Source organism: Rothia sp. P5766, from assembly GCF_048513555.1.
GTDB lineage: Bacteria > Actinomycetota > Actinomycetes > Actinomycetales > Micrococcaceae > Rothia.
The window spans coordinates 68,665-92,772 of record NZ_JBLXXS010000004.1; the positions used below are offsets into that span (position 1 = coordinate 68,665).

Consider the following 24,108-nt stretch of genomic DNA (forward strand, 5'->3'; position numbering starts at 1 on the left):
ACTTTGAACAACTTGCTATTCTTAAGGGGTGTTTGGACGAAATAAGAAATCAGTAGAAACAGCGGATGCCGCAGCAATTGACTCCGCTCCCCCCGCCGCAAGCGACAAAGATAACAAGCCCGCAAAATACACGCCACCGAAGGGACGCCCTACCCCATCACGTAAGGAACGTGAAGCTGCGCGTAAGAACCCTCTCGTTCCCGCTGACCGGAAGGCCGCGAAAGAGGCTCAGCGCGCCGCAGAGCGTGAATTCCGGGCTAAGCAGCAACAGGCCCTTCAGACCGGGGATGAACGCTACCTCCCGGTTAACGATCGTGGCCCCCAGCGTCGCTACATTCGTGACTACGTTGATGCCCGTTTCAACGTAGGTGATTTTATGCTGATTGTCATCCTGTTGATTTTCATTATCGGATTGATAGTTCCCGCTACACAGCATTTAACCGCTCTACTCATGTGGGCAATGCTTCTGCTGTGGATCCTCGATTACTTCATCATGTGGCGCAAGCTCAAGAAAAAGCTAACCGAAAAATTCACCACTCTTGAACCTCGTTCTGGTCTTTACGCTTTCAACCGCACCATGATGATTCGTAGGTTCCGCCTGCCTAAACCGCAGGTAGAACGAGGAAACTACCCCAGCTAATAGAGCTCACAGGCGCATGAGAAGGGCCGCTAACCACTCGGTAGCGGCCCTTTATCGTATCTGCTGGAGACTAGGAAGCTTTCCTCAGTTTGAGGAGCTCTCGGTTGATGTGCGCAGCCCAGAGCGGCCCCTGATAGATGAAGGCTGTATAACCCTGAACCAGGTCGGCCCCAGCATCTAGCCGTTCAGCAACATCCTGAGCAGTTGTTACACCGCCTACAGAGATCAGCGCGAGCTTATCCCCTACCTCTGCTTTCAAGAGCTTCAGAACTTCAAGCGAACGATGCTTGAGTGGCTCCCCCGATAGGCCACCAGCACCGAGTTCCATGACCTTATCCATGGGGGTTATCAGCTCCAAGCCCTCACGAGCAATAGTCGTATTGGTGGCGATAATGCCGTCGAGGCCAAGGCGCAGAGCCATGGCGGCAAGGTCTCTGATATCCTCATCGGCAAGGTCAGGCGCAATCTTGACGACCAGAGGAACTCGTCGGCCTAGCACTACCCTATCGGCCTCAGCACGCACAGCGGCAAGAAGCGGCTCGAGGGTTTCGATAGCCTGAAGATCCCTGAGCCCAGGAGTATTGGGAGAACTTACATTAACCGCAAGATAATCCGCCTGAGGCGCAAGAATACGGGTGCTGATCAGATAATCCTCAATGGCCTGGTCCAACTCAACGACCTTGGTCTTACCAATGTTGATACCAATAACAGGACGTACCTTACCCCGGTATTCGGCATCAAGGTCAGCTCTAGCCGCAGCTACCCTCGGTCCAGTGTCTGCTGCACCGTTATTGTTAAAGCCCATGCGGTTAACAATTGCACGGTCCTCAAGCAATCTGAATAATCGTGGCTGAGGGTTACCAGGTTGGGCCTGGCCTGTGATGGTGCCAATCTCGACATGCCCAAAGCCCAAGTTACCCAGAGCTACGATAGCCGTACCCCCCTTGTCAAAACCAGCGGCAATTCCAAAAGGAGATGGGAACCGGATACCCATGACCTCCGTGGACAAAGAGGGGTCAGGCGAGAAGAACCTGCCACCCCACCGCGTCACACCCGTCGCTCGCAGGGTCTTCACACCCCACATACCTAGATGGTGGGCCTTTTCAGGGTCCATCGGTTTAAAAAAGAGCTTGAACAGGGTTGGGTAGATCCGCATCGGGGACCCCTTTCAGCTAGGGCATCACAACTGCCAATTTGTAAGCAAAAACTAGGGTTTGCTGACCTTATCTACCGCCCCACCGTAGCGTCTATCGCGAGAGGCGTACTCCTGGACAGCCTGCCATAGGGTGAGACGGTTTACATCGGGCCAGAGAACGTTCATGAAGACCATTTCGGCGTAGGCGCTTTGCCAGAGCAAGAAGTTTGAAATTCGCTGTTCGCCAGATGTGCGTAGGAAAAGGTCTACATCGGGTAAATCGGGTTCATCAAGGTAGCGCTGGAAAATTTTTTCGTTGATGTGTTTGGCCTTCAGCTTGCCGCTAGCAAGATCCTCGGCAAGGAGGGCTGCTGCATCGGCAATCTCGGCGCGCCCCCCATAATTGACGCACATGGTCAGGGTACACAGCGTATTGTTCTTGGTCTCTTCCTCGCATTTTTCAAGGAGCGAGATGACGGACTTCCAGAGCTTAGGCCTGCGGCCGGCCCACCGAATACGGACGCCCCAGGACTTAAGCGTTTCTAATTGGCGTTCCAGCACTTCGGATGAGAAACGCATCAAAAAGGCAACCTCGTCGGGTGCCCGACGCCAGTTTTCCGTTGAAAAGGCGTAAGCAGAAATGTAAGGGATGCCCATCTCAATTGCGCCAGCTACGACCTCAAGAAGTGCCGCCTCCCCCGCCCGGTGCCCCTCGTTCCTGGGCAGACCGCGCTCGTTAGCCCACCGCCCGTTCCCGTCCATGACCACGGCAACATGCTGAGGGACAAACTTACTGGGGATAGCAGGAGCTACAACACCACTTGGGTGGGCAGGTGGCTTGATGACAGTCATAGGGCTATTGTTCCTTTTCCAAGGTTGCTAGGGTCTTCAGCGGCTTATCCAACTGCCACTGCACATAATCCATGATAAGCCCGGACATTCTATGGGCTAAGACTGATGGGAACTGCCCGGTAACAGCAGGCCAGTCCCCACCAGCAAGTACCTGCAAATACTGTGGAGTCTGTGGCGGTACCGGGTAAATGCGGCTGAAATCACCCGACCGAGCGCAGCCAGTGCAGAGCAAGCCAACCTCAGGAGAATAGTAGGTAAGGCCATGCTCGAGACCGCATGATGCGCACCTAGCTAAAGCCATACTCCACCCCGCAAGATGAAGCGCTCTCAGCAGGTAGGAATCGAGAATCCGGTACGCTGGGAGCTCCCCCGCGGCCAGGGCAGATAAAGCACCAGCCAGCAGAACGAACTGGTCCTGAAGCCTATCTTGCTCGTGGGCCAGTAGCTGCTCGGCCACCTCACAGACCACAGCGGCCACCGTGTAGCGTGTGTAATCCGCAACGATAGGTCCAAGGTAGGCCCGTCGGGTCACGACCTGAGAAATCGTTGCCAAATTTTTACCGGCTGCCGCAGAAATCTCCACCAGCATGAAGGGCTCAAGACGAGCCCCAATCTTCGAACTACTCTTCCGGACCCCCTTTGCTACGGCATGGACTAGACCGTCATGCCTGGTCGCTAAGATAATGATCCGGTCGTACTCCCCCAAATCTTGGGTACGTAAAACGATAGCGCTATCACGAATGGTCTTTTTCCTTGATAGCGCTGAATTCACACTCCCATTGTGGCATAACCGCACCCCATATGCCCTGATTGGTGCTGGGGAATGTGCATCACAAGAGGCTTGACATAAGAGCCGGGGTGAGCAAAATCAGCCCACCCCGACTTAGAATTACTCCTTACTCAGAGTCACGCAAAGCACGGTTGACAGCAGAAACCATTGCCTTCAGCGACGCCCGAGTTGTTGAATTATCAATACCGATACCCCACAGAACTCGGCTACCCACGGCCGCTTCGATATACGAGGCAGCCTGCGCATTTGCGGCCGAGCCGAGGGTATGCTCCGAGTAATCCATGACGCGGACATCGACGCCCTCCTTGGCCAGAATCGACTGCAGTGCTTCGATGGGGCCGCTACCCTGAGCGACACGGTTGTAGGTATGACCGTTAATGTTTAGACCAACCCGCATGGTGGTCTCGCCGTGTTCCTCAGAATCAATGGACAGAGACTCGATGCGGTACTTACCCCATCGAGATTCCGCCTTCTGATTAGGAAGGTACTCATCTGCGAAGATATCCCACAGAGCCTTGCTAGCAACCTCACCGCCCTGTGCATCGGTTTTAGCCTGGACAACCGCCGAGAACTCCTGCTGGGCACGCTTGGGGAGGTCCAGGCCAAAGTCCTTCTTGAGCAGGTAAGCAACACCACCCTTACCTGACTGAGAATTCACACGGATAACAGCTTCGTAGGAGCGCCCAAGGTCTTTAGGATCAATGGGAAGATAAGGAACCGCCCACACGAGCTCGTCAAGGCTCTTGCCCTGTTCAGCGGCATCCTTTTCCATGCGCTCAAATCCCTTTTTGATGGCATCCTGATGCGAGCCAGAGAAAGCAGTGAAGACCAAATCGCCGCCGTAGGGAGAGCGCTCATGAACCGGCAACTGGTTACAGTACTCGACGGTCCGCCTAATCTCGTCAATGTCCGAAAAATCAATCTCCGGGTTAACGCCCTGGGTGTACATGTTCAGACCCAGGGTAATCAAATCGACGTTACCGGTGCGCTCGCCATTACCAAAGAGGCACCCCTCGATACGATCCGCACCAGCTAGGTAACCCAGTTCAGCCGCTGCGACACCGGTTCCACGGTCATTGTGGGGGTGCAATGACAAAATGACGTGCTCACGGTTGGTCAGGTTGCGGCTGACCCATTCAACAGAGTCAGCGTAAATATTGGGAGTTGCCATCTCAACCGTAGCAGGAAGATTGATAATAACTTCGCGGCCTTGGCCGATGCCCAGTTCGTCGGTCACAGCGTTGCAGACCCGAACAGCGAACTCGAGTTCAGTGCCGGTGAAAGACTCCGGTGAGTACTCATAGGTCACCTTGGTATCGTGTACAAGCTGCTCTTCATATTTCTTGCACAAACGGGCTCCCGTGAGCGCAATGTCCAGGATTCCGTCCTGGTCCTGGTTAAAAACTACCCGACGCTGGAGGACTGAAGTCGAGTTGTAGAAGTGAACGATAGCCTTGGGAGCACCGTCAATCGCCTCAAAAGTCTTTTGAATCAGGTGCTCACGGCACTGAACCAGAACCTGAATGGTGACGTCATTGGGGATATGGCCGTCCTCGATGAGGGTACGGACAAAATTAAAGTCGGTAGCGGAGGCAGATGGGAAACCTACCTCAATTTCCTTGTAGCCCATGCGGACCAGCAGCTTAAACATAGCCAGCTTACGCTCAGTATCCATGGGGTCAATCAGGGCCTGGTTGCCGTCACGCAGGTCAACCGCGCACCACCGGGGGGCCTTCCTTATCTTCTTTTCCGGCCATGTGCGATCGGGAAGAGAAACATGAATTTGCTGGTCGAAAGGCAGGTACTTGTGCACCGGCATGGACGATGGTTTCTGGAAATTTTTCATAGCTATGACCCTTACAGATGAGGTGAGAAAATTGGCACCGGGTAGCGAATACCCGTAGCGAAGCTAAACCCGGGGCACTTCGCTACGGCAGATAAGCAGTCGCCGTGTCATCTCACGCATAGTGCCACGGTACCACGTTGGTCAACGCCAACCGGGAAAATCCAACCTCTATGTTCACTATCTGGGCTAGCGGCCGGTCAAGGCGCCCACAGCAGGAAAGAGCCGTCTAAAAAGCCCGGCTTGAGGCCCGTAGTGGGGCAATCAAGCCGGGCTTAAGAAAACTACCAGACCTAGTAACTAAATGCCTGCTGGCAGGTGACCTGATCGGCGGTCTGGCCGCTGGCTCCCCCAGCAATTTTTGCCTGAGTAGTTTGAAGCTTATCTTCGGAGGCTAAATCAGAACCGAGCACTACCTCAATACCGGTATGCAGGCTTGAAGGGGTTACCGCCGTGATTCCATAGAGGTCAGCAATCAGCTGTGCTTCTGCTTCGTAGCCGTAGGGGTAGTAAACCGTAGACGCAGGGTAGATGGTAGCCTCATCCTGAGTTGTGACGGCCGAGAAACCAGCATCCTTGGTGATAGAAGCCAGTTTATTGGCTCGCCCTGTGACCCCACTGGCGTTGGTGAACGTAACGTCAAGAGCATAATTCAGCTCTTGAGCCGTGCTGGTGGAAGGCTCCTCCGCAGGTGCACTGGGTGAGGCAGAAGGCTCAACAAGCGACTGGTCTTTCTGTAGCTTGGTGAAGAAAGCCTCTGCCTCACTCGAGAGCTGCAACTTATTCTCATCGTAGATGTAGGGCTCATGAGGAACCGTGGCAAAAACAACCTTGCTTAAGTCCACCGACGAAAAGATTGAGCCAATACCCACGAGATTACCAAGCTTAGTAAGTTCAGTGTCGACCGTTACGTTCTGGGTGATAGCCTCGGCAATTCTAAGAAGCATGGCGGGGTTAGAGAGAGTCCCCTCGGACTGTACCTTCCGTAGCAAAGATGCCAGGAAGCTCTGCTGGGCCTTAATACGCGCTGTATCGCTGCCGTCACCAAAGCCGTGACGAGAGCGAAGGAAAGCAAGAGCCTGCTCCCCCTCAACACTTGATGTACCGGCAGGAAGTTTGAGGCCGCTGTAAGTATCGTCAATCGGCTCGGAAACGCATACCTCAACCCCACCCACAACACTTGAAAGCGCTTTAACGGCATTGAAATCAACCAGCATAAAGTGATCAATGGCCACACCGGTGAGGTTGCTGATGGTAGCAACGGTACACCCCGGTCCGCCCCGTTCGAGAGACTCATTAATCTGGGTATCAGAGGTGGCGGGGTAGACTTCCCCCGTGGTTGCATCGGTGCACTTGGGGATATCAACCATGAGGTCACGCGGCAAGGAAATCACGTTCACCGCTGAGCGGTCTTCGCTCACCTGAACCAGCATCATGACATCGGAACGAGCACCGGCTTCAAGGTCCTCGGCAGAACCGTAAGCTCCGTTAGCGCCGCTACGAGTATCAGAACCGATAATCAAAATATCAAGGGGACCGCTCGCAAGGTTGCTAGAGAGCTCACCGATATTGATTTCAGCGGTATGGACGTTGCTGCGTAAACGCAATAGCGCAAACCCGCTGAAAGCAACCACCATAGTCAGCAAGGCCACGCACGATAAGGCAATCCACTGGAGCTGCCGGGATTTAATCGGCTGATTCGCCATATGTCGGCCAAGTGGCTCAACAATTCGCTGGTTGGGGGTACCCTGAGGCGCCATTCAGTTACTCCGATTCATCAATACTGGGCTCGTCCTGCTACTTTGCCTGCACCAGGATAAACAATCAAGCTGGGAAGATTCTTTTGATTTAAGCGGCTTTTGGTACTAAAAACCCAGCTTCCCGAGTGCCCTGGGATCGCGCTGCCAGTCTTTTGCCACCTTGACATGGACCGATAGGTAGACCTTGGTCCCTAGAAGTGCCTCAATATTGTGTCGAGCTTTTTGCCCAATTTCTTTGAGCCGTGCTCCACGCTTGCCAATAATGATGCCCTTCTGAGAATCACGCTCAACATAAAGGTTAACGTGAATATCAAGCAGGGCATTATCTTCGCTACGCCCCTCACGTAGCTCCATCTCTTCAACAGTGACAGCAACAGAGTGCGGCAGTTCGTCCTGCACACCCTCGAGCGCGGCCTCACGCACCAGCTCGGCAACCAGTGTTGCCTCAGGTTCATCGGTCAGTTCCCCGGTGGGGTAGAGCGGAGGCGAACTGGGAAGGTAAGAAGAAAGAAGCCTGGCAACTTCATCAACCTGGTAATCCTTAAGGGCAGAGACGGGGATAATATCTGCCCAGCCCCCCTGACCGTCAATAACAGTAGCCTGCTGAACCTGGCCTTTATTCCGTTTGGCCGCAGGGCCACTACCCTTACGGAAGGCGAGCTCTTCGCCCTTCTGCTTGGCTTCCTGGCGTTGGCGGCGCTGCTGTCGAGCGGCTCGCTCTGCACTCATGATTTCATCGCCCAGGGCTGACACCGCAAGAAGCTGCTCGGTCAGTTGCTCGTGAGAAACCTTATCTGCCTTAGTCACAATCGCAACAATCGGTTTATTGCCCGAAGCCGCAAGCTGCTGAGCAATGTAACGGTCGCCCGGGCCAATCTTCTCGTCCGCAGGAATACAGAAACCGATTACATCGACCTCAGAGAGAGTCTGAGCTACCAGGTCATTGAGCCGTTCACCCAAAAGTGTACGAGGGCGGTGCAAACCGGGAGTGTCTACCAGCACCAGTTGAAAATCCTCACGGTGAACAATACCGCGAATCGTGTGGCGAGTAGTTTGCGGGCGATTTGAGGTAATCGCAACCTTCTGGCCCACTAAAGCATTAGTCAGTGTCGATTTACCGGCATTAGGTCGGCCTACCAAAACGGCAAAGCCTGCGGTGTAATCCTCGGGAAAGGCTGCAAAATCCACTCAATAGCTCCAAAAAGTAGTGAAAAAATATCTACCCATCACTTTACAGGTAGCTAGCACCCGCCAGTTGCGAAACTACCTCCCGTCCACCCCACCGGCTGATAAAAGAGAGGTCCATCATAAACCCTGGGGCCTACCCTAGAGGGTAGGCCCCATCATAAAAGTGACGTGTGCGGAACTAATGGCTGTGCTCGTCTTCTGGTTCAGTATCAGTATCTGGGCTTACCCAGACCTGTAGGGTGCCCACCTTGTTGCGGCGGCCGCGGGAACCAATAGCTCGAATGTGGATACCCTCCACAAGAACCTCACTACCAATAATCGGCACCCGACCCAAATGCTTAGCGAGCAAGCCGCCTACCGTATCAACGTCGTCGTCTTCTAGCTCAATACCAAAGATTTCCCCGAGCTCCCAGGTGCTCAGACGGGAGCTAATCTTGAAAGTGCCGTCTTCCTGAACAGAAACCTCTGCTTTGTCGTTGTCGTACTCATCGGAAATATCTCCAACAAGCTCTTCGATCAGGTCTTCTAATGTCACAAGACCAGCTGTGCCACCGTACTCATCGACAACGACGGCAATGTGGGTTGATTCGCGTTGCATTTCTTTCAGTAGGTCCATGACCCGTTTAGATTCTGGTTCATAACGCACCGGGCGCATCAGCTCCGCTATTTTCGCTGGCTGGGAACCCTGAGTGCCAGTCCGTGTCGCGGCAACAACGTCCTTGAGATAGAGCATGCCTCGTACATCGTCAAAAGATTCTCCAAGTACCGGAATACGTGAGTAGCCCGATCGTAAAAAGAGAGAGAGCGACTGGTCAATGCTCTGGTCAACATCAACGGTTACCATGTCGGCACGGGGTACCATGATGGAGCGAATCCTAGTTTCGTCAAGCTCGAAAATGGACTGAACCATCTCGGCTTCATCGTCCTCGATAGCCTCAGAAGAGCTAGCCCTATCAACGAACTCGAGGATTTCGTCTTCGGTAAAGATGCCCGTAACCCGCTCAGAATCCCTGGGGCTGAACTTACGAGAGAGCTTCGTCAGAATAGATGAGAAGGGGCGGGTTAGAACGCCCAGCGCGTAGACAGTCCCCGCCATAGCCGAGAAAACCTGAACGTGCTTAGTGCGCCCTACCAGACGCGGAGCTACACCAAAGAAGACAAAGACCAGAACCGTCATCACCAGAAGTGTGGCTATTACACTGACCCAGGTGCGTTCAAAAAGGTCATGGGCTAGCAGGTAGAAGCAAATAATCGAGGCAACTTCAGCTAGCACGCGCCAGATACGCAAGGATCTGAAGTAAGGCTCAGGGTCTGCCAGCACTGCCCTAATACTTTCCTTGCCCGATTCTTCAGCTAAACCTTGGGCCTCGGACCGAGGAAGGTAGGTGTAAGAGGATTCAACAGCGGTAAAGAGATAGCCCAGCAAGACTAGCAACAAGACAGCAAAAAGAAGAAGGATAAGACCTACCACGGTTTAATGCCTCGTCTCAACAGGAGCTGGGCGACCTAAGAAATCTTCCAGCAAGGAACGCTGAATCCCGAACATTTCAGCTTCTTCCTCGGCAGTAGCATGGTCATAGCCCAGACAGTGCAGAATGCCGTGGGTGGTGAGTAGACACAGCTCATCGAGGGTGCTGTGGCCAGCGTCAGCGCCCTGACGAGCTGCTACCGGCGGGCAGAGCACGATATCGCCCAGAACCCCAGAAGAAGGCTGTTCAGGGGTACCCGGGGTGAGCTCGTCCATAGGGAAGCTCATGACATCGGTTGAGCCCGGTAGATCCATCCAGTCCAGGTGGATGCGCTCCATCTCCGATTCCCCCACTACTGCAATCGAAAGCTCTGTATCGGGTGCCAAGTTCATGCTCGAAAAAACGTGGGCCACCAGGCCTTCAATAGTCGCAATATCTACCGCTGCGAAAGACTCCCGGTCAAAATCACTTGCTGAGCTATCCAGCTCCTCAATTTCAAATTCTAGGTTCACTGGTTTGTACCATCTTCTTGCTCTGACACATCAATACCGGATTTAGCCAATAGCTTTTCGGCTGCAGCTTCTATGGTCTGACGTTTAACCTTGCGATTGCGGCGGCGCTCCATAGAGGACTTTGCCTGATCCCACTTATCATAGGCATTGACGATATCGGATACGAGGCTATGACGAACGACGTCTTCTGCCTCAAGCACTGCAAGGTGGATATCATCAATACCCTCTAGAATCTGCCGAACCTGCTTGAGGCCCGAAGCCTGACCGCCCGGAAGGTCGATCTGGGTGACATCGCCGGTAATCACCATCTTTGAGCCAAAGCCCAGACGGGTCAGGAACATCTTCATCTGCTCCACCGTGGTGTTCTGAGCCTCGTCCAGAATAATAAATGCGTCGTTCAAGGTGCGTCCACGCATATAGGCCAGAGGAGCAACCTCAATGGTGCCGGCCTCCATCAGCCTGGGAATAGACTCAGGATCGATCATGTCATGGAGCGCGTCGTAGAGAGGGCGCAGATAGGGGTCAATCTTATCGTTGAGGGTACCGGGTAAGAACCCCAAACGCTCGCCTGCTTCAACAGCCGGTCGAGTCAGAATAATACGGTTGACTTCCTTGGATTGAAGGGCCTGCACCGCCTTAGCCATGGCTAAATAGGTTTTGCCTGTACCCGCAGGGCCGATACCAAACACAACGGTGTTGGCGTCAATGGCATCAACATAGCTCTTCTGGTTAATGGTTTTGGGTCGAATATTTTTGCCGCGAGAACTTAGAATATTTTGGCTCATAGCGGTTGCCGGGTGGTTCAGGCTGGCAGTCATCATGGACATTATCCGTTTGACAACCTCGGCGGTGACCTGCGTATCGTTCTCCACCAAAAGAGTGAGTTCCGCAAGCAAACGGACGGTTGTCGTCACGGTCTCTGAAGGTCCGGTAACCACGACGTCCAGGCCCTTAGGCCGAATCCTTAGGCCGGGGAAAGTCTGTTCAACCAGCCCGATATTACCGTCGTGGGGGCCAAGAACTGCCACCATTTCTGCGGTGGATTTGAAAGAGAAAGTCCGGGCTACTGAAAGCGGCCGGCTCGTAGATTGTACTGATGTAGTCATAAGTGCCCAGCTGGGCCTTCAGAGCTCCTCATTGCAGTAGCGAACAGGGGGTAGTGCTCAGGGTTTACTTTACCCGCACTATTTGAAGAAAAAACGGGTTTTGCGCAGAGTGATATTGAACAGTTCGTGATATTGAACAGTTCGCCAACTCAAGGTAGATCTCTTGAAAGCTGGCAATGAACTCTTTACCAGCGACCCAGGGCAAGATTCAGTGCTGAAATAGCGGCGGCTCCGGCTGTTGAGCTACGGAGCACCTCGGGCCCAAGCAATACGGTGTGTGCGCCGGCTTGTTCCAAGATCTCAAGCTCCCGAGGGCTAATCCCACCCTCCGGCCCCACCACAAAATAGACCTCCTCAACAGCAGGGCTAAGGTGCTCTGCCAAAGCCTGTGAAAGTCGGTAGTTTGCCTGCTCATGCAGAAGTAGAAAGAGCGCCCGCTCCCCCAATTCCTGGGCCAAATCGGCCAGATCAGCCGTGCTGTGGAGCTGATAGACAGGCGGGAGCAGTGCCCGCCTAGACTGCTTGGCTGCGGCTTTGACCGTGTTCTGCCACTTGGCATGTGCTTTTGCTGCCCGCTCCATCTTCCAACGAACAATTGAGCGGTCGGCACTCCACGGTACAATACCGTGAGCGCCCAGCTCGGTGGCCATCTCAATAGCCTGGATATCTCGGTTGCCCTTGGCCAGAGCCTGAACCAGGTAGATCGAAATACCTAGCTCATCGAGCGCCAGCGACTGAACCTTTAGCAGCAAACCGCCGTCTACTGTGCCCTCCACCCTTGTGACGGCCCGGTTGCCCAAGCCGTTGACCAGGTCGATCCCCTCGCCTAACTCCGCACGTTTGACGGTCTTGGCGTGGTGGCCCTCATCGCCTAGGAGACTGTAGGCGGCACCTGGGACCAAGGACTCAAAATCTTCGGGCGAGATGTAGTAGACGGCGTTGCTCATAACGAGTTCCTACTTGAGGTGGTCTTTGAGGCGGGAGAAGAACCCACCCTGCTTATGGGTCACGGTTTCACTCATCTTGAGATCTTCTCCGCGCAACTCCGAGAACTGCTTAAGCAGGTTCTTTTCTTCATCGGTGAGTTGGGTAGGGGTACGGACCTCAACCTGCACACGCAAATCACCGCGGCCACCACCGCGCAGGTGGTTAACACCCAGGCCCTTGAGCGTGATGACATCGCCAGACTGAGTGCCGGCTGGAATCTGTATCTCCTGCGGCCCGTCGAAAGTCTCCAAGGTGATGGTAGTGCCCAAGGCGGCAGCGGTCATCGGAACCCCTACCGCCGCAATGAGGTCATCGCGTTCGCGTGAGAAAGTGGGATCGGCCGCTACGCGAAGCTCAACGTAGAGGTCACCATTAGGTCCGCCGGCGGTGCCTGCTTCACCCTGCCCCGCTAGACGAATACGGGCGCCATCGGTTACGCCCGCAGGAATCTTGATGGTCAGGGGCTTGCGTTCACGCACACGACCCTCACCATAGCACTCGGCGCAGGGGTGCTTTATAACGGTTCCAAAGCCACGGCAGCTGGGGCACTCAACAGGCTGAACGACAGTACCCAAGATGGACTGAACCTGGCGCTGCATGTAGCCCTGGCCACGGCAGGTTTCACAGGTTTCGGGGTGGGTACCCTCAGCGGTTCCCTCGCCCTTACACAGGTCGCAGGTCACAGCGGTATCAACGGTGATGGGCTTATTGGTGCCAAAGACAGCGTCTTTAAGGTCAATCTTGACGTTGATAAGAGCATCCTGCCCTTGACGAACCCGGCTCTGCGGCCCGCGCGGAGTCGCGTTGAAAAAGGTCTCAAAGATATCCTGGAAACCACCAAAGCCGCCCGCCCCGTTAAAGCCGCCGGCTGTGCCGTTCTCGTTACCGGTTTGATCATAAATCCGGCGCTTTTCAGGGTCAGAGAGCACATCGTGAGCTAGCGAAACACGCTTAAATTCCTCAGCGGCTTCCTCAGAAGGGTTAATGTCGGGGTGCAGCTGGCGGGCTTTCTTGCGGTAGGCCTTTTTGATTTCTTCGGGGCTGGCATCGCGCGATACACCGAGGGTTTCGTAGTGACTGCTCACAGTTCTCTCTTTCAGGGTCATGGGGTACTACTAAATATGTGGAGGCAAGAAGCTGTTTTACTCCTGCCCCAAAATCTTTGACAGGTAGCGGGCTACGGCATTCACCTTTGAGACGGTTCGGGCGTAGTCCATACGTGTTGGCCCTACAACACCAACGTGTGCGTTTCCTCCAGGGCCGTAGCTACTTGCAACAACTGAGGTCTCGGCCAGCGATTTCTCCCTGTTTTCTGAGCCGATGCTGACCGCAAAACCGCGCTCATCGTGTTCCATTGTTGCCAAAAGCTTAAGGAGCACCACCTGCTCTTCAAGGGCATCGAGTACAGGTGCAATACTACCGCGAAAATCAACGGTTGACTCTGCCAGGTAGGCTGTTCCCGCTATCAGCACCTGAGAGGATACACCCTGAGCTGCCAGTAGCTGAACGGCCTGGACGAGGCTGAGCATGAGCTTGCTGCGCGGGTGAGGAGCCAGCGCCTGAGCTACCTGGGACAGAGGCTGACCCGAAAAGGCCTCAATAAGCTGTTGCTTGATAGTGACCAGTTCATCGGCTGTATGCGGGCATGCTACCGTTCGTTGGGTGACCTGCCCGGTATCGGTAATCAGTACCACTAGGACTGTGGAAGTTGATAGAGAGACCAGCTCAACATGCCGTAGCGCAACCGTCGGGCCGGTCGGATACTGCACCATGGCGACCTGGTGAGTAAGCGAAGAAAGGAGCTGGACGCTACTTTTCATCATGTCATCCACGCTATCGGCGCTATCGAGCAGGGTATGAATTGCTCTCTTCTCCCCGGGTGAGAGCGGTCGCAAAGCCGATATCTGGTCAACGAAAAGCCGGTAACCCAGGTCAGTGGGCACTCTGCCCGCACTGGCATGTGGTGCCGATATCAGGCCCTGTTCTTCCAGAGCGGCCATGTCGTTGCGCACCGTGGCGCTAGAAACCCCCAACTGCCGCCGCTCAATGAGGGTCTTTGAACCAACCGGCTCCCGAGTATGCACGTATTCCTCGACGATAGCCTGCAAGACCTGAAGCCTGCGCGGATGGTCCATTTCACCTCCTGATGATGTGTGCTTTAAGGGTTTTTAGCACTGGGGATACCAGAGTGCTAAGTTACCCGTTAACTCTAATACCACTGCACTAGAATCAGAATTCAGTACGCTGATGGCTAAGGCACTTGGCCGTGTTTTCAAGGAGTTCAATGGATTATCGCGCTTCGTGGGGGTCAGCTGATCTGAGCGCCCACAAACATTCCCAATTACCCCGCGTGGTGCTCAAACCGGGGCTGGTTCTCGAAGATATGGTGAGCGGTTTTGTGGGTGCAGCTGTTTCGCTCCGCTCTGTTGGCAGTAACCGTATGGTAGGTCTTGAGGATCGGCATGGGCGGGTCAAGCAATTCCCCTTGGGCCCCGGCTTCCTCCTTGAAGGTCGACCGGTCAACCTTGTTGCTCCTGAACCGCAACAGGCTAAGCCCACCAAGCAGATTTCCCGATCCGGTTCTGTCGCCTTGGATAATGCCCCCGCTAGGACTGCCCGTGCCAGCCGAATTTGGGTCGAAGGTATCCACGACGCTGAACTGATTGAGAAAGTGTGGGGGCACGACCTGCGTGTCGAAGGGATTGTGGTCGAACCCCTCCACGGTATTGATGATGTAGCCAGTGCCATTAGGGAGTTCGCACCAGCGCCCCACCGAAAACTCGGGATTCTAGTGGATCACCTGATTACCGGGTCTAAAGAAAGCCGTATAGCCGAAGCCGCGCTGAAAACCCCCGGCGCTCGCGGGAACGTAATGATTATGGGGCACCCCTTTGTCGATATTTGGCAGGCAGTTAAACCCGGCGTTCTTGGAATCGAGAAATGGCCCGTAATCCCCCGCAGCGAAGAATGGAAGCAGGGAATCCTTCGCCGACTCAACCGGCCTTACGCCAGACCCGAAGATATTCGAGCCGGATGGGACTCAATCCTAAAGCGCGTTAATACCTATACCGACCTTGAGCCGGCTCTGCTTGGCCCAGTAGAACAACTCATAGATTTTGTGACTCTTGAAAGCTAAACTTTCTCGGTAAATAATGTGATAAATATCGTGCGCTCACAAGACAAAAAGTCACTTATACCTATACCTTGTACACAAGCTATTGACTAGACTTGTCTGAGGCATGAACTTGGCATCGTGCCATCACTCGTATCCACCCAAGACCAAAGAGAAACCTTCTTGAAGACTGCAACTTCTCCATCGACCACCACCTACAAGGGGTCCTCAGCAACGGCATCGCACCTGTCCGTTAATGCTGACCGCAACATAGCGACTGCTGCCCACTTCGGTGGTGTACTCGGCTGTATCCCCTCCGCTGTTATCTACTACCTCTACCGGGGTCGCGGTCCTTTCACTGAGCAGGAATCACGTGAGGCGCTCGACTTCACCCTGCTTCCCACCATCGTTTTGGCTCTGGGAATTATTCTGAGTAACATCCCCGCTATCGGCTGGTTCTTCGGACTTGTAGCAGCTCTGACCTGGACCTACCTGGCTTTCTCAGCCCTTATTGCCGGCATTGTGGTAACTCGCGGTAACCCCTACCAGTACAAGTTCAACACTTTCCTTTTCACTAAGATTTTGAGCCGTAAAAAGTAGCCTCTGCTAATCTAAAAGTTCTGGGCCCCTACCTTATGCAGGTATGAGGCCCAGTTTTCTTTAGTACAGGTCGGGTAGTAGCTCCCTGGTCACGGCATCGCCTAAGAGCCGACCCTGCAGAGTGAGTCTGACCCGACCGTCAGCAAGGGCCTGCTCATCAATCAGCCCTTGACCTATAAGCCAGTCGAGGGACGAAGCGATATCGGTGCCCTGCCGGCCCTCCACCAGCCGGCTCACAGGTAATCCGTCGATGACGCGAAGCATGAGCATGATGTCTTCAAACCGTCGCGTTTCTTGACTTAAGACCTCGCGGGCCGCTGCGGGGCTTAGACCTTGCCTGACCCTTGTGGTGTAGGGAACTGGGTGCTTGAGGTTCCACCAGCGAGTCCCATCCACATGTGAATGAGCACCGGGACCAACCCCCCACCAGTCCTGGTTGCGCCAGTAGGCGTAGTTGTGGCGGCTCCTAAACTCCGGCGACTTAGCGTAGTTGGATACCTCATACCAGTGGTAGCCTTCTTCATCGAAGATTGCTTCAGCAAGAAGATACTTATCGGCCATAGCATCTTCATCGGGCATAGCGAACTCACCCCTACGAATTTGCGCGGCAAGTTTAGTCCCCTCCTCCACAATCAGGGAGTAGGCCGAGATATGGTCAGGCCCATAAGAAACTGCCGCTCGCACGGTCTGCTCCCACTGCTCTAGACTCTCCCCCGGAGCGCCGTAGATCAGATCAAGGGAAACCTGTAAACCGGCCTCGCGGGCCCAAGCCACTACCTTAGGAACATTAGCCGGTGTGTGCGTGCGGTCAAGCACTGCAAGGACATCAGGCACCACGGACTGCATGCCAAAGGATACCCTGGTAAAGCCACCGGCTCTGAGCGTAAACAGGTCATCGCGGGTCACAGAGTCGGGGTTGGCCTCCGTGGTAACCTCCGCCCCCTTCTCCAAGCCAAATAGATTTATGGCTTTCGCCAGAATCCGGACTAAATCAGCAGCCGGCAATTTGGTCGGAGTCCCACCCCCAAAGAATACAGAGTAGAGCTTACGCTCCGGTGCTCCTGACTCTCGCAGAACCCGCTGAGCAAACTCAAGCTCAGCAATAGCATCGTCAGCATAACTGCCTAACCCAACGCCGTCACCGAAATCTTCGGTTGCGTAGGTGTTGAAATCGCAGTAACCACAGCGCACAGAACAGAAAGGAACATGCACATACAAACTAAAATCGCGTTCCGGCAAACTGGCGGCAGAATCAAATGGGATTCTGCCGTCCAAGGGTGCAGGTTGGCCTAAAGGCTGAGCCGGCATTATTTCTTTGACTTGTCCTTAGACTCTTCACCCGATGAGAGCGCCGCAATGAAGGCTTCCTGGGGAACCTCAACGCGGCCCACCATCTTCATACGTTTCTTGCCTTCCTTCTGCTTCTCAAGGAGCTTACGCTTACGCGAAATATCGCCACCGTAGCACTTAGAAAGGACATCCTTACGCATAGCGCGGATATTCTCACGGGCAATAATGCGTGACCCGATGGCAGCCTGGATAGGTACCTCGAACTGCTGGCGAGGAATCAGCTCACGCAGTTTACCGGTCATCATGACACCGTAGGAGTATGCCTTATCACGGTGAGTGATAGCAGAGAAAGCGTCGACCTTTTCACCCTGGAGCAAGATGTCAACCTTGACCAGGTCGGCCTCTTCTTCGCCGTCAAATTTCCAGTCCAGTGAAGCGTAGCCACGGGTCTTGCTCTTGAGCTGGTCAAAGAAGTCAAAGACAATCTCAGCCAGTGGCAGACGATAACGGAGCTCCACACGGTCCTGGGAGAGATAATCCATGCCCCCCATGGAACCGCGACGGGACTGACACAACTCCATAATGGCACCCACAAACTCGTTGGGAGCGATGATGGTGCAGGCGACCATGGGTTCCTTGATGATGGCTACCTTGCCTTCGGGGAACTCACTGGGGTTGGTCACCCGCTGGGAAACTCCATCTTCGCCCACAACATCGTAGATAACGTTGGGAGCGGTGGAGATAAGGTCCAGGTTGAACTCCCGCTCAAGACGTTCACGAACAATCTCAAGGTGGAGCAGACCCAGGAAGCCGCAGCGGAAGCCAAAGCCTAGCGCCGCTGAAGTCTCAGGCTCCCAGATCAGGGCAGCATCGTTGAGCTGGAGCTTTTCCAGGGCATCGCGCAGGGCCGGGTAGTCGGAGCCGTCAATGGGGAACAAGCCAGAGAACACCATAGGCTTGGGGTCCTGGTAACCTCCCAGCTCCTCACTGGCAGGCAGATGCGAACTTGTCACGGTATCACCCACGCGGGAGAGACGGACGTCTTTTACACCGGTAATCAGGTAGCCCACTTCGCCCATGCCCAGTCCGTCGGTGGGTTTAGGTTCGGGCGAAATCACACCAATTTCGAGCAGGTCATGCTCCGCGCCCGTGGACATCATCTTGATTTTTTGACGAGGGGTGAGCTTACCATCAACTACACGAACATAGGTGACAACGCCGCGGTAAGAGTCGTATACGGAGTCGAAAATCATGGCGCGGGCGGGAGCATCCTGCTCCCCCTTAGGTGCAGGCAAGAGCTCCACAATACGGTCTAGAAGTTCGGGCACACCCTCACCGGTCTTACCGGAAACACGCAAAACCTCATCGGGCTCAACTCCAATCAGATGAGCTAGCTCCTCTGCATATTTATCGGGCTGTGCCGCTGGCAGATCAATCTTGTTGAGGACCGGGATAATAGCCAAATCGTTTTCCATGGCTAGGTAGAGATTAGCCAGGGTCTGGGCCTCAATACCCTGAGCCGCATCAACCAGAAGCAAAGCGCCTTCACATGCTGCCAGAGAGCGTGAAACCTCATAGGTGAAGTCCACGTGGCCGGGTGTGTCAATCATGTTCAGAGCGTAGTTAACGCCCTTGACTTCCCAAGGCATACGAACAGCCTGGGACTTAATGGTGATACCGCGCTCACGCTCGATATCCATGCGGTCAAGATACTGAGCTTTCATCTCACGCGGGGTAACAACCCCGGTAGCCTGCAACATGCGGTCGGCCAGGGTCGATTTACCGTGGTCGATATGCGCGATAATGCAGAAATTGCGGATGATGGAGGGATCAGTAGCCGCGGGCTTAGGTGGGTTGGTCGCCAAGGGTGACACGTGGGTTTGGTCCTTTCACGACTCACAGTAGCTTGCAGAAGCTCACAGGGAAGTCTCTGACGATAGAAATCAGTTAACCAGTTTCTCACACTTCACGCGTGCGTGTCTGCTCGCGCGCCGCTCATAAGCGTTTATTGTAGTGACCATGAAGATCAATTTGAGAACCATCAACCAGGCGCTCAGCATCGGCCAGAAGCTTATGCGCGAATGGAACAAGTACCAGAACCAGAAGGATCGTCAGCAGGGTACCGCAGCCCCGAAGACCACCCGCTCAAAAACCACGCGAGAAACCAAACGTCAGGGTGACTACGGAACTTTTGGGACTGAGCCAGCTCAGCAGAGACCGGCAGAGAGCACTCAAGGCCAGTCGCCGGCAGTCCCCTCAAACCCTTACGCAACCGGTACAACGCCGCCTCCTGCTACCAGCTCAAACACTGGTAGCTGGGAAACCGGCGGCTACCCCGGCGATTACTTCGGAACTGTAACTTTCGACTACTCCCCTAACCCCGATGGTGAAGCTGACCCCGGTGAAGTTGTATGGGCCTGGGTGCCTTTCGAAGAAGACTACACCCAGGGAAAGGACCGCCCGCTTCTGATTATCGGGAAGAGCGGCAACTACCTGCTAGGTCTCATGCTGACCAGTAAGGACCACACCAACGCCGCAACCACCGACCCCAACTATCTCGATATCGGTAGCGGCGCATGGGATAAGGAAGGCCGCCCCTCCGAGGTCAAGCTCAACCGGGTCATCCAGCTCAACCCCAGGGGTCTTCGTCGTGAAGGCGCCACTATGGATAGGGCAACCTTCGACCTGGTTGTTCAGGCCTACAACCAACGCTGAACTATCTTCAGGGCAGGTGCATAAGTGTTGCCTTAATCTCCGCCACACAGAGCCAATAAACTGATAAAGTTAATGCTTGTGTGTCCGATGGTCATCGGGCACTGCTGACTGGTTGCCATAGGCATCCCCACGCCGCTCAGTCGATGACCGGTCAGCACAGCCCTCACCGACCAATTAGACAAAAACAGAAAGTTTTTAATCGTGGCTAATATTAAGTCCCAGAAGAAGCGTATCCTCACCAACGAGAAGGCTCGCCTGCGCAACAACGCAATCAAGTCCGATCTCAAGACCTCCATCCGTAAGGTCACCGAGGCAGTTGAAGCTCAGAATGTTGAAGCAGCAACTGACGCTCTTCGTACCGCAAACCGCAAGCTTGACAAGGCTGTTTCAAAGGGTGTTCTTCACAAGAAGAACGCTGCAAACAAGAAGTCAGGCCTTGCTGTTCTGGTAAACAAGCTTTCCTAAGTTCTGGTTCCGGCCCCTCTAGCCGGCGTCTAAGAGCGAAGTGACATAAAGCCCCACACACCCTTAGGGTATGTGGGGCTTTGTGCATGCCAGGGATATTTTTGCCAGGACCTATTACCGGCTCTGTGCCGTCTGTGCAATAGCAAGGACAGCTTTTTCCAGCGGGTAGAGCGGATCAAGGTTCTCACCCTTGAGCTGGGCATCGGTATCAGCCAGAAGAGCTAGAATCTGCGCAAGGTCAGCCGGAGAATACCTGCGTGCATCACGTTGCGCGGCCTCGACCTGCCAGGGGATCATCTTGAGCTCACTTGCGAGCTGGTTAGCGCTCCCAGGTACCCCGTGAACCTTGGCGATATTACGGATACGGGCGGCCAAGGCACCGAGCAGTGGGATAGGGTCACTTCCGGTGTCCATAGCCTGGCGGACAAGCTTGATGGCTTCCCTGCTGTTACCGGCAATAGCAGCATCGGCCACCTTAAAGGCTGTGACCTCGGTTCGGCCTCCGAAGTATCTGTTGATAGTCTCCAGGGTAATCTCACCGGGTTCATCGGAGGCCAGCTGTCGAGTCGCCGATGCCAGCTCAGCTATATCGCTGGAAGCAGCTGCCAAGGTGGAGGCGGCAAGGGGGTCAATACGCCGACCAGCTTCCCTAAACTCATAAATCACAAAATCTACACGGTCACGTTCGTTCTTGAGAGATTTGCACTCAACTACTGGGTAATTCCTGTTAGCACGGATGGTGTCTAAGAGTTTCTTTCCGCGGTTTCCCCCGCTGTGGTGAAGGATAGTCAGGGTTGAAGCCTGCGGAGTCTGGCAGTAGGCCAACATATCGGTTAAGAAGAGGTCGTTCATCTGTGCAAGCTGTTCGACCTCAATAATTTTGGGCTCGTCAAAGAGAGAAGGGCTAGCTAGGACCCCTAGCTGGCCAGCTTTGTAGTCTTTAGCTGAAAGTACCGATAGCTCATAGGCCCCGTGTTCTTCAGCAAAGAGCTTGCGGAGCCGTTCCTTCGCTCGTTGGGCAAAATATTCCTCGGGTCCGTACAGTAGGGCTACTGCCGCCAGAGGAACTGTCCTCCAAGCCTTGTCTGCAGTGGACGGTCGTGATTTTGATGAGCGTGCCATGGGCCTCCTTCGTGCCCTTCCATCTTGTCAGAAAATCTTTGGGCGTGCAGGTTAACGAGAAGTGATGAGGTGTAGACCATCGTCATGGGAGCTCACCGCGATATGGCCCTGTTGGTCTGTCCTCTTAGTAGCTATGCGCTGTTTCTCTAAAAATTCCATAATGCTGGGGTGAGGGTGGCCGTAGCTGTTGCCCTGTCCCACCGAAACTACAGCTAGCTGAGGTTTGACAGCGATGATGAGATCGGTCCCGCTCCCCCTGGACCCGTGGTGGGCGACCTTAAGCACTGCTGAGGGCAAGGCTGAGCCGTAGTTTGTGATGATGCTATGGGCAGCTTCCGCCTCTAGGTCGCCTGTGGTGAGTACCGTGAGGTGCTCCTCTTGCGAGTTCAAGGGCGCGATATCCCAGCGCATCACCAGCGAGGTATTGTTGGTCCAGCTTGAGCTATCTGATTCACCGGGTATCGCTTGCGGTTCGGACGGTGGCCACAAAACCTCTGCGGTAGCTTGTACCCGGTGATTACTGAGGGGAAAGCCTACAGAGCTCCCCTGCTCAAGGGAATGCAGTGCCGGTTGATGCTGTAGCTGCCGGGAAACGTGACCTTCTAGCTGGTTGAGTTTTTCTGAAGCAAAATAGGGGCTTACCACTACATTCTTGACGGGTAGGGAGGCCAAAGCCCAAGAGTAGGCACCGTAGTGGTCGCTGTGCTCGTGCGTGAGCACGACTGCCTCTAGTTCGTCGATGCCAGCCCAGTCCAGACAGGTTTTAAGTGCTTGAGGGTTATCCCCTGTATCCAGGAGGATGGCAGAACTATTGCCTATTCTGATGAGGTGGGCATCGCCTTGGCCAACGTCGCAGGTAATCCACTGCCAGTCAGCTGGGGCCTTATCTCTTGATGAAAAGCGTGGAGTGATAAGTACGAACAGAAGAACCACAATGAGGCAGAAGAGCACCAGATTGGCCCATTTTCGTGCTGGGTCTTTTCTCCAGGAACCGGGTAAGAGGTTATTCAAAGAAGGTGTTCTGCTCACGCTATACCGCTCCCGCCAACATCAAATAAGGCAGGAACTCTTGAATCCTGCGGGGTGTTAATCCGGGCATCGGTCACCAAAACTATGGCACTGACAGCCGCCACGCCAAAGAGCGTCAGCAGTAGGTTGTGGGGGCTCACCTCTAAAGGGATGCGACTACCGGGGAGGTCATAGCACCAGCGGCTTACCCAATGGACGGTTTGGGCGCCCAGGCCACCGCATTGGAGGAAGAAGCTAGCTACCTGATCGGCATAATTCAGGCTTGAAGCTAGGAGGGCCGCTAGGCCGGCCAAGGTAATAGGGGCAACGAATGGGGCCACCAGGATATTCGCAAGAACGGTATAGGGGTAGAAAGACTCTGAAAGGAGCAAAATAACCGGTGCACACCATAGAGAAGCCGCCAAAGGAAGAGCCAAGACTTCGGCCCAGAGTAAAGGAAAAATATGGCAGAGAAGACGCGTTATGGCAGGTGCCAACAGCATCAGCGAGGCTGTGGCGGTAACGGATAGCACGAACCCGTAGTCGGTTGCCAGTTCGGGTGATATAAACAGCAAACCGATAAGGCAGCTTGAGAGCAAGGTAAGCCGGTAGGCCCCGTGCCCCAGCACAAGACCTACCGCACCGAGCAGGCCCATAGTCCAAGCCCTTAATACCGAACCGTCCGGGCCGACAACCGAGACGTAGAGGGTGGCAGCGCCCAGACCAGAACAAATCAGAAGTAACCTGGGTAGGCCCAGTTGCTGAACCAGCCGGTAGGCCAGTACGAAGATGAGGGTGATATTGGAACCGGATACGGCTGTGAGATGAGTGAGCCCTGAGGCTCTTAAAGCATTGACCGCCTGCTCTGAAAGCGGAGTATCGTCCCCGTATGCCATCCCTAAGACCAGCCCGGCCTCATCCGCACCTATCTCTCTAGTCGCCTTTGCCCGTAGCTCGTTTTTGAGAAGAAAAATAGCGGGAGCTGATGGGGCACCGCCCTGGTACCGTAGCGCCCCTTTGACGCTGTAGTAGCTACCCTGAACACGAAATCTACCTACACCGGTTACTGAGCTTCCGGGAACAAACAGCTGCTCTGTGTAGATATGAAGGCTGATAGCTGCCTCGTAGGTGCTGGGATACTTCGATAGCTGGTGAGTGGCAACGGTCGTCCTGTAGCCTCCCCGAGTGGCCGGTTCGGAGTTCACAACCTGGCCGGCAAGCCGTATGCCCTGACCGTTGAGCTCTTGGAGTAGGGCTAACCTAGCTGGGTAATCTTTGCCCACCATAATGACGGCTTGCAGACAACAAAGCAGGAGCGCAAAGGCTAGACAGGCCTGTAATCCCCCGTGAATCCTGGTGCTGATTCTGCTTATTCTGAGAGTCAAGGGCCGATAGGAAAGGCACAGCAGGAAAGCAAGTAAGAGCAGGAAGATCAGAGCCACTCTGAAAGGGTATAGGTGCGTAAGGGCAGTAAAACACCAGAGAGAAAGTGCCGCAGGAAGGAGCCGTATATC

At 54.5% G+C, this 24,108-nt stretch carries 22 protein-coding genes; 5 read left to right on the forward strand and 17 right to left on the reverse strand.

Annotated features, from left to right (window positions below; all coding sequences use genetic code 11):
* Positions 1–28: 28 nt before the first annotated feature.
* Positions 29–640 carry a DUF3043 domain-containing protein gene (locus tag ACN08V_RS03105; protein WP_419099691.1) on the forward strand — a complete coding sequence of 204 codons (612 nt, stop codon included), beginning with the start codon at positions 29–31 and terminating at the stop codon, positions 638–640.
* A 70-nt stretch (positions 641–710) separates the two neighbouring features.
* On the opposite strand, the gene ACN08V_RS03110 is transcribed toward ACN08V_RS03105, so the two are convergent.
* From ACN08V_RS03110 to hrcA, 12 genes are all read right to left on the reverse strand, one after another.
* The gene (locus ACN08V_RS03110; protein WP_419104504.1) at positions 711–1,796 is read right to left on the reverse strand and encodes a quinone-dependent dihydroorotate dehydrogenase; all 1,086 of its coding nucleotides are present in this window, start codon (positions 1,794–1,796) and stop codon (positions 711–713) included.
* A 51-nt stretch (positions 1,797–1,847) separates the two neighbouring features.
* Positions 1,848–2,627, reverse strand: coding sequence for an isoprenyl transferase (locus ACN08V_RS03115; RefSeq protein ID WP_419104505.1), 780 nt, complete (start codon positions 2,625–2,627; stop codon positions 1,848–1,850).
* Positions 2,628–2,631: 4 nt separating this feature from the next.
* Complete coding sequence (gene recO, locus ACN08V_RS03120) at positions 2,632–3,399, reverse strand: DNA repair protein RecO (protein ID WP_419104506.1); 768 nt, start codon at positions 3,397–3,399, stop codon at positions 2,632–2,634.
* 124 nt (positions 3,400–3,523) lie between these two features.
* Positions 3,524–5,263, reverse strand: a complete 1,740-nt coding sequence (leuA, locus tag ACN08V_RS03125; protein ID WP_419099687.1) for a 2-isopropylmalate synthase — start codon at positions 5,261–5,263, stop codon at positions 3,524–3,526.
* A 290-nt stretch (positions 5,264–5,553) separates the two neighbouring features.
* Complete coding sequence (locus tag ACN08V_RS03130; RefSeq protein ID WP_419099686.1) at positions 5,554–6,966, reverse strand: LCP family protein; 1,413 nt, start codon at positions 6,964–6,966, stop codon at positions 5,554–5,556.
* A gap of 159 nt (positions 6,967–7,125) precedes the next feature.
* Positions 7,126–8,208: a GTPase Era gene (locus ACN08V_RS03135; protein WP_419099685.1), complete on the reverse strand. Its 1,083-nt coding sequence runs from the start codon at positions 8,206–8,208 to the stop codon at positions 7,126–7,128.
* 178 nt (positions 8,209–8,386) lie between these two features.
* Complete coding sequence (locus tag ACN08V_RS03140) at positions 8,387–9,679, reverse strand: hemolysin family protein (RefSeq protein WP_419104507.1); 1,293 nt, start codon at positions 9,677–9,679, stop codon at positions 8,387–8,389.
* A 3-nt stretch (positions 9,680–9,682) separates the two neighbouring features.
* Positions 9,683–10,189: an rRNA maturation RNase YbeY gene (ybeY, locus tag ACN08V_RS03145; RefSeq protein WP_419104508.1), complete on the reverse strand. Its 507-nt coding sequence runs from the start codon at positions 10,187–10,189 to the stop codon at positions 9,683–9,685.
* Positions 10,186–11,295 carry a PhoH family protein gene (locus tag ACN08V_RS03150; protein ID WP_419104509.1) on the reverse strand — a complete coding sequence of 370 codons (1,110 nt, stop codon included), beginning with the start codon at positions 11,293–11,295 and terminating at the stop codon, positions 10,186–10,188. Before ACN08V_RS03150 ends, ybeY begins: the two co-directional genes overlap by 4 nt.
* Positions 11,296–11,480: 185 nt before the next feature.
* On the reverse strand, positions 11,481–12,242 hold the full coding sequence (locus ACN08V_RS03155) for a 16S rRNA (uracil(1498)-N(3))-methyltransferase (RefSeq protein WP_419104510.1): 762 nt from the start codon (positions 12,240–12,242) through the stop codon (positions 11,481–11,483).
* A gap of 9 nt (positions 12,243–12,251) precedes the next feature.
* A complete protein-coding gene (gene dnaJ, locus ACN08V_RS03160; RefSeq protein ID WP_419104511.1) occupies positions 12,252–13,367 on the reverse strand; it encodes a molecular chaperone DnaJ in 1,116 nt (371 codons plus the stop codon).
* 57 nt (positions 13,368–13,424) lie between these two features.
* The gene (gene hrcA, locus ACN08V_RS03165; protein WP_419099679.1) at positions 13,425–14,417 is read right to left on the reverse strand and encodes a heat-inducible transcriptional repressor HrcA; all 993 of its coding nucleotides are present in this window, start codon (positions 14,415–14,417) and stop codon (positions 13,425–13,427) included.
* A gap of 149 nt (positions 14,418–14,566) precedes the next feature.
* On the opposite strand from hrcA, the gene ACN08V_RS03170 reads away from it, so the two are divergent.
* Together ACN08V_RS03170 and ACN08V_RS03175 are read left to right on the forward strand one after the other, a co-directional pair.
* Complete coding sequence (locus ACN08V_RS03170; RefSeq protein WP_419104512.1) at positions 14,567–15,418, forward strand: DUF3097 family protein; 852 nt, start codon at positions 14,567–14,569, stop codon at positions 15,416–15,418.
* A 159-nt stretch (positions 15,419–15,577) separates the two neighbouring features.
* Positions 15,578–15,994, forward strand: coding sequence for a DUF4870 domain-containing protein (locus ACN08V_RS03175; RefSeq protein WP_419099677.1), 417 nt, complete (start codon positions 15,578–15,580; stop codon positions 15,992–15,994).
* 60 nt (positions 15,995–16,054) lie between these two features.
* Here the strand turns inward: ACN08V_RS03175 and hemW are convergent, their stop codons facing one another.
* On the reverse strand, positions 16,055–17,302 hold the full coding sequence (gene hemW / locus ACN08V_RS03180; RefSeq protein WP_419104513.1) for a radical SAM family heme chaperone HemW: 1,248 nt from the start codon (positions 17,300–17,302) through the stop codon (positions 16,055–16,057).
* Positions 17,302–19,158, reverse strand: coding sequence for a translation elongation factor 4 (gene lepA / locus ACN08V_RS03185; RefSeq protein WP_419099675.1), 1,857 nt, complete (start codon positions 19,156–19,158; stop codon positions 17,302–17,304). Before lepA ends, hemW begins: the two co-directional genes overlap by 1 nt.
* Positions 19,159–19,303: 145 nt before the next feature.
* On the opposite strand from lepA, the gene ACN08V_RS03190 reads away from it, so the two are divergent.
* Complete coding sequence (locus tag ACN08V_RS03190; protein WP_419104514.1) at positions 19,304–19,999, forward strand: type II toxin-antitoxin system PemK/MazF family toxin; 696 nt, start codon at positions 19,304–19,306, stop codon at positions 19,997–19,999.
* A gap of 201 nt (positions 20,000–20,200) precedes the next feature.
* Positions 20,201–20,464: a 30S ribosomal protein S20 gene (gene rpsT / locus ACN08V_RS03195; RefSeq protein WP_419099673.1), complete on the forward strand. Its 264-nt coding sequence runs from the start codon at positions 20,201–20,203 to the stop codon at positions 20,462–20,464.
* A gap of 114 nt (positions 20,465–20,578) precedes the next feature.
* Here rpsT and holA read toward each other — a convergent pair whose 3' ends face one another.
* Genes holA through ACN08V_RS03210 form a run of 3 tightly spaced genes read right to left on the reverse strand, consistent with a single transcriptional unit; the run spans position 20,579 to position 23,880 of the window.
* Positions 20,579–21,586, reverse strand: a complete 1,008-nt coding sequence (gene holA / locus ACN08V_RS03200; protein ID WP_419104515.1) for a DNA polymerase III subunit delta — start codon at positions 21,584–21,586, stop codon at positions 20,579–20,581.
* A 51-nt stretch (positions 21,587–21,637) separates the two neighbouring features.
* Positions 21,638–22,615, reverse strand: coding sequence for a ComEC/Rec2 family competence protein (locus ACN08V_RS03205; protein WP_419104516.1), 978 nt, complete (start codon positions 22,613–22,615; stop codon positions 21,638–21,640).
* A complete protein-coding gene (locus ACN08V_RS03210) occupies positions 22,612–23,880 on the reverse strand; it encodes a ComEC/Rec2 family competence protein (protein ID WP_419104517.1) in 1,269 nt (422 codons plus the stop codon). Before ACN08V_RS03210 ends, ACN08V_RS03205 begins: the two co-directional genes overlap by 4 nt.
* Between the last annotated feature and the right edge of the window lie 228 nt (positions 23,881–24,108).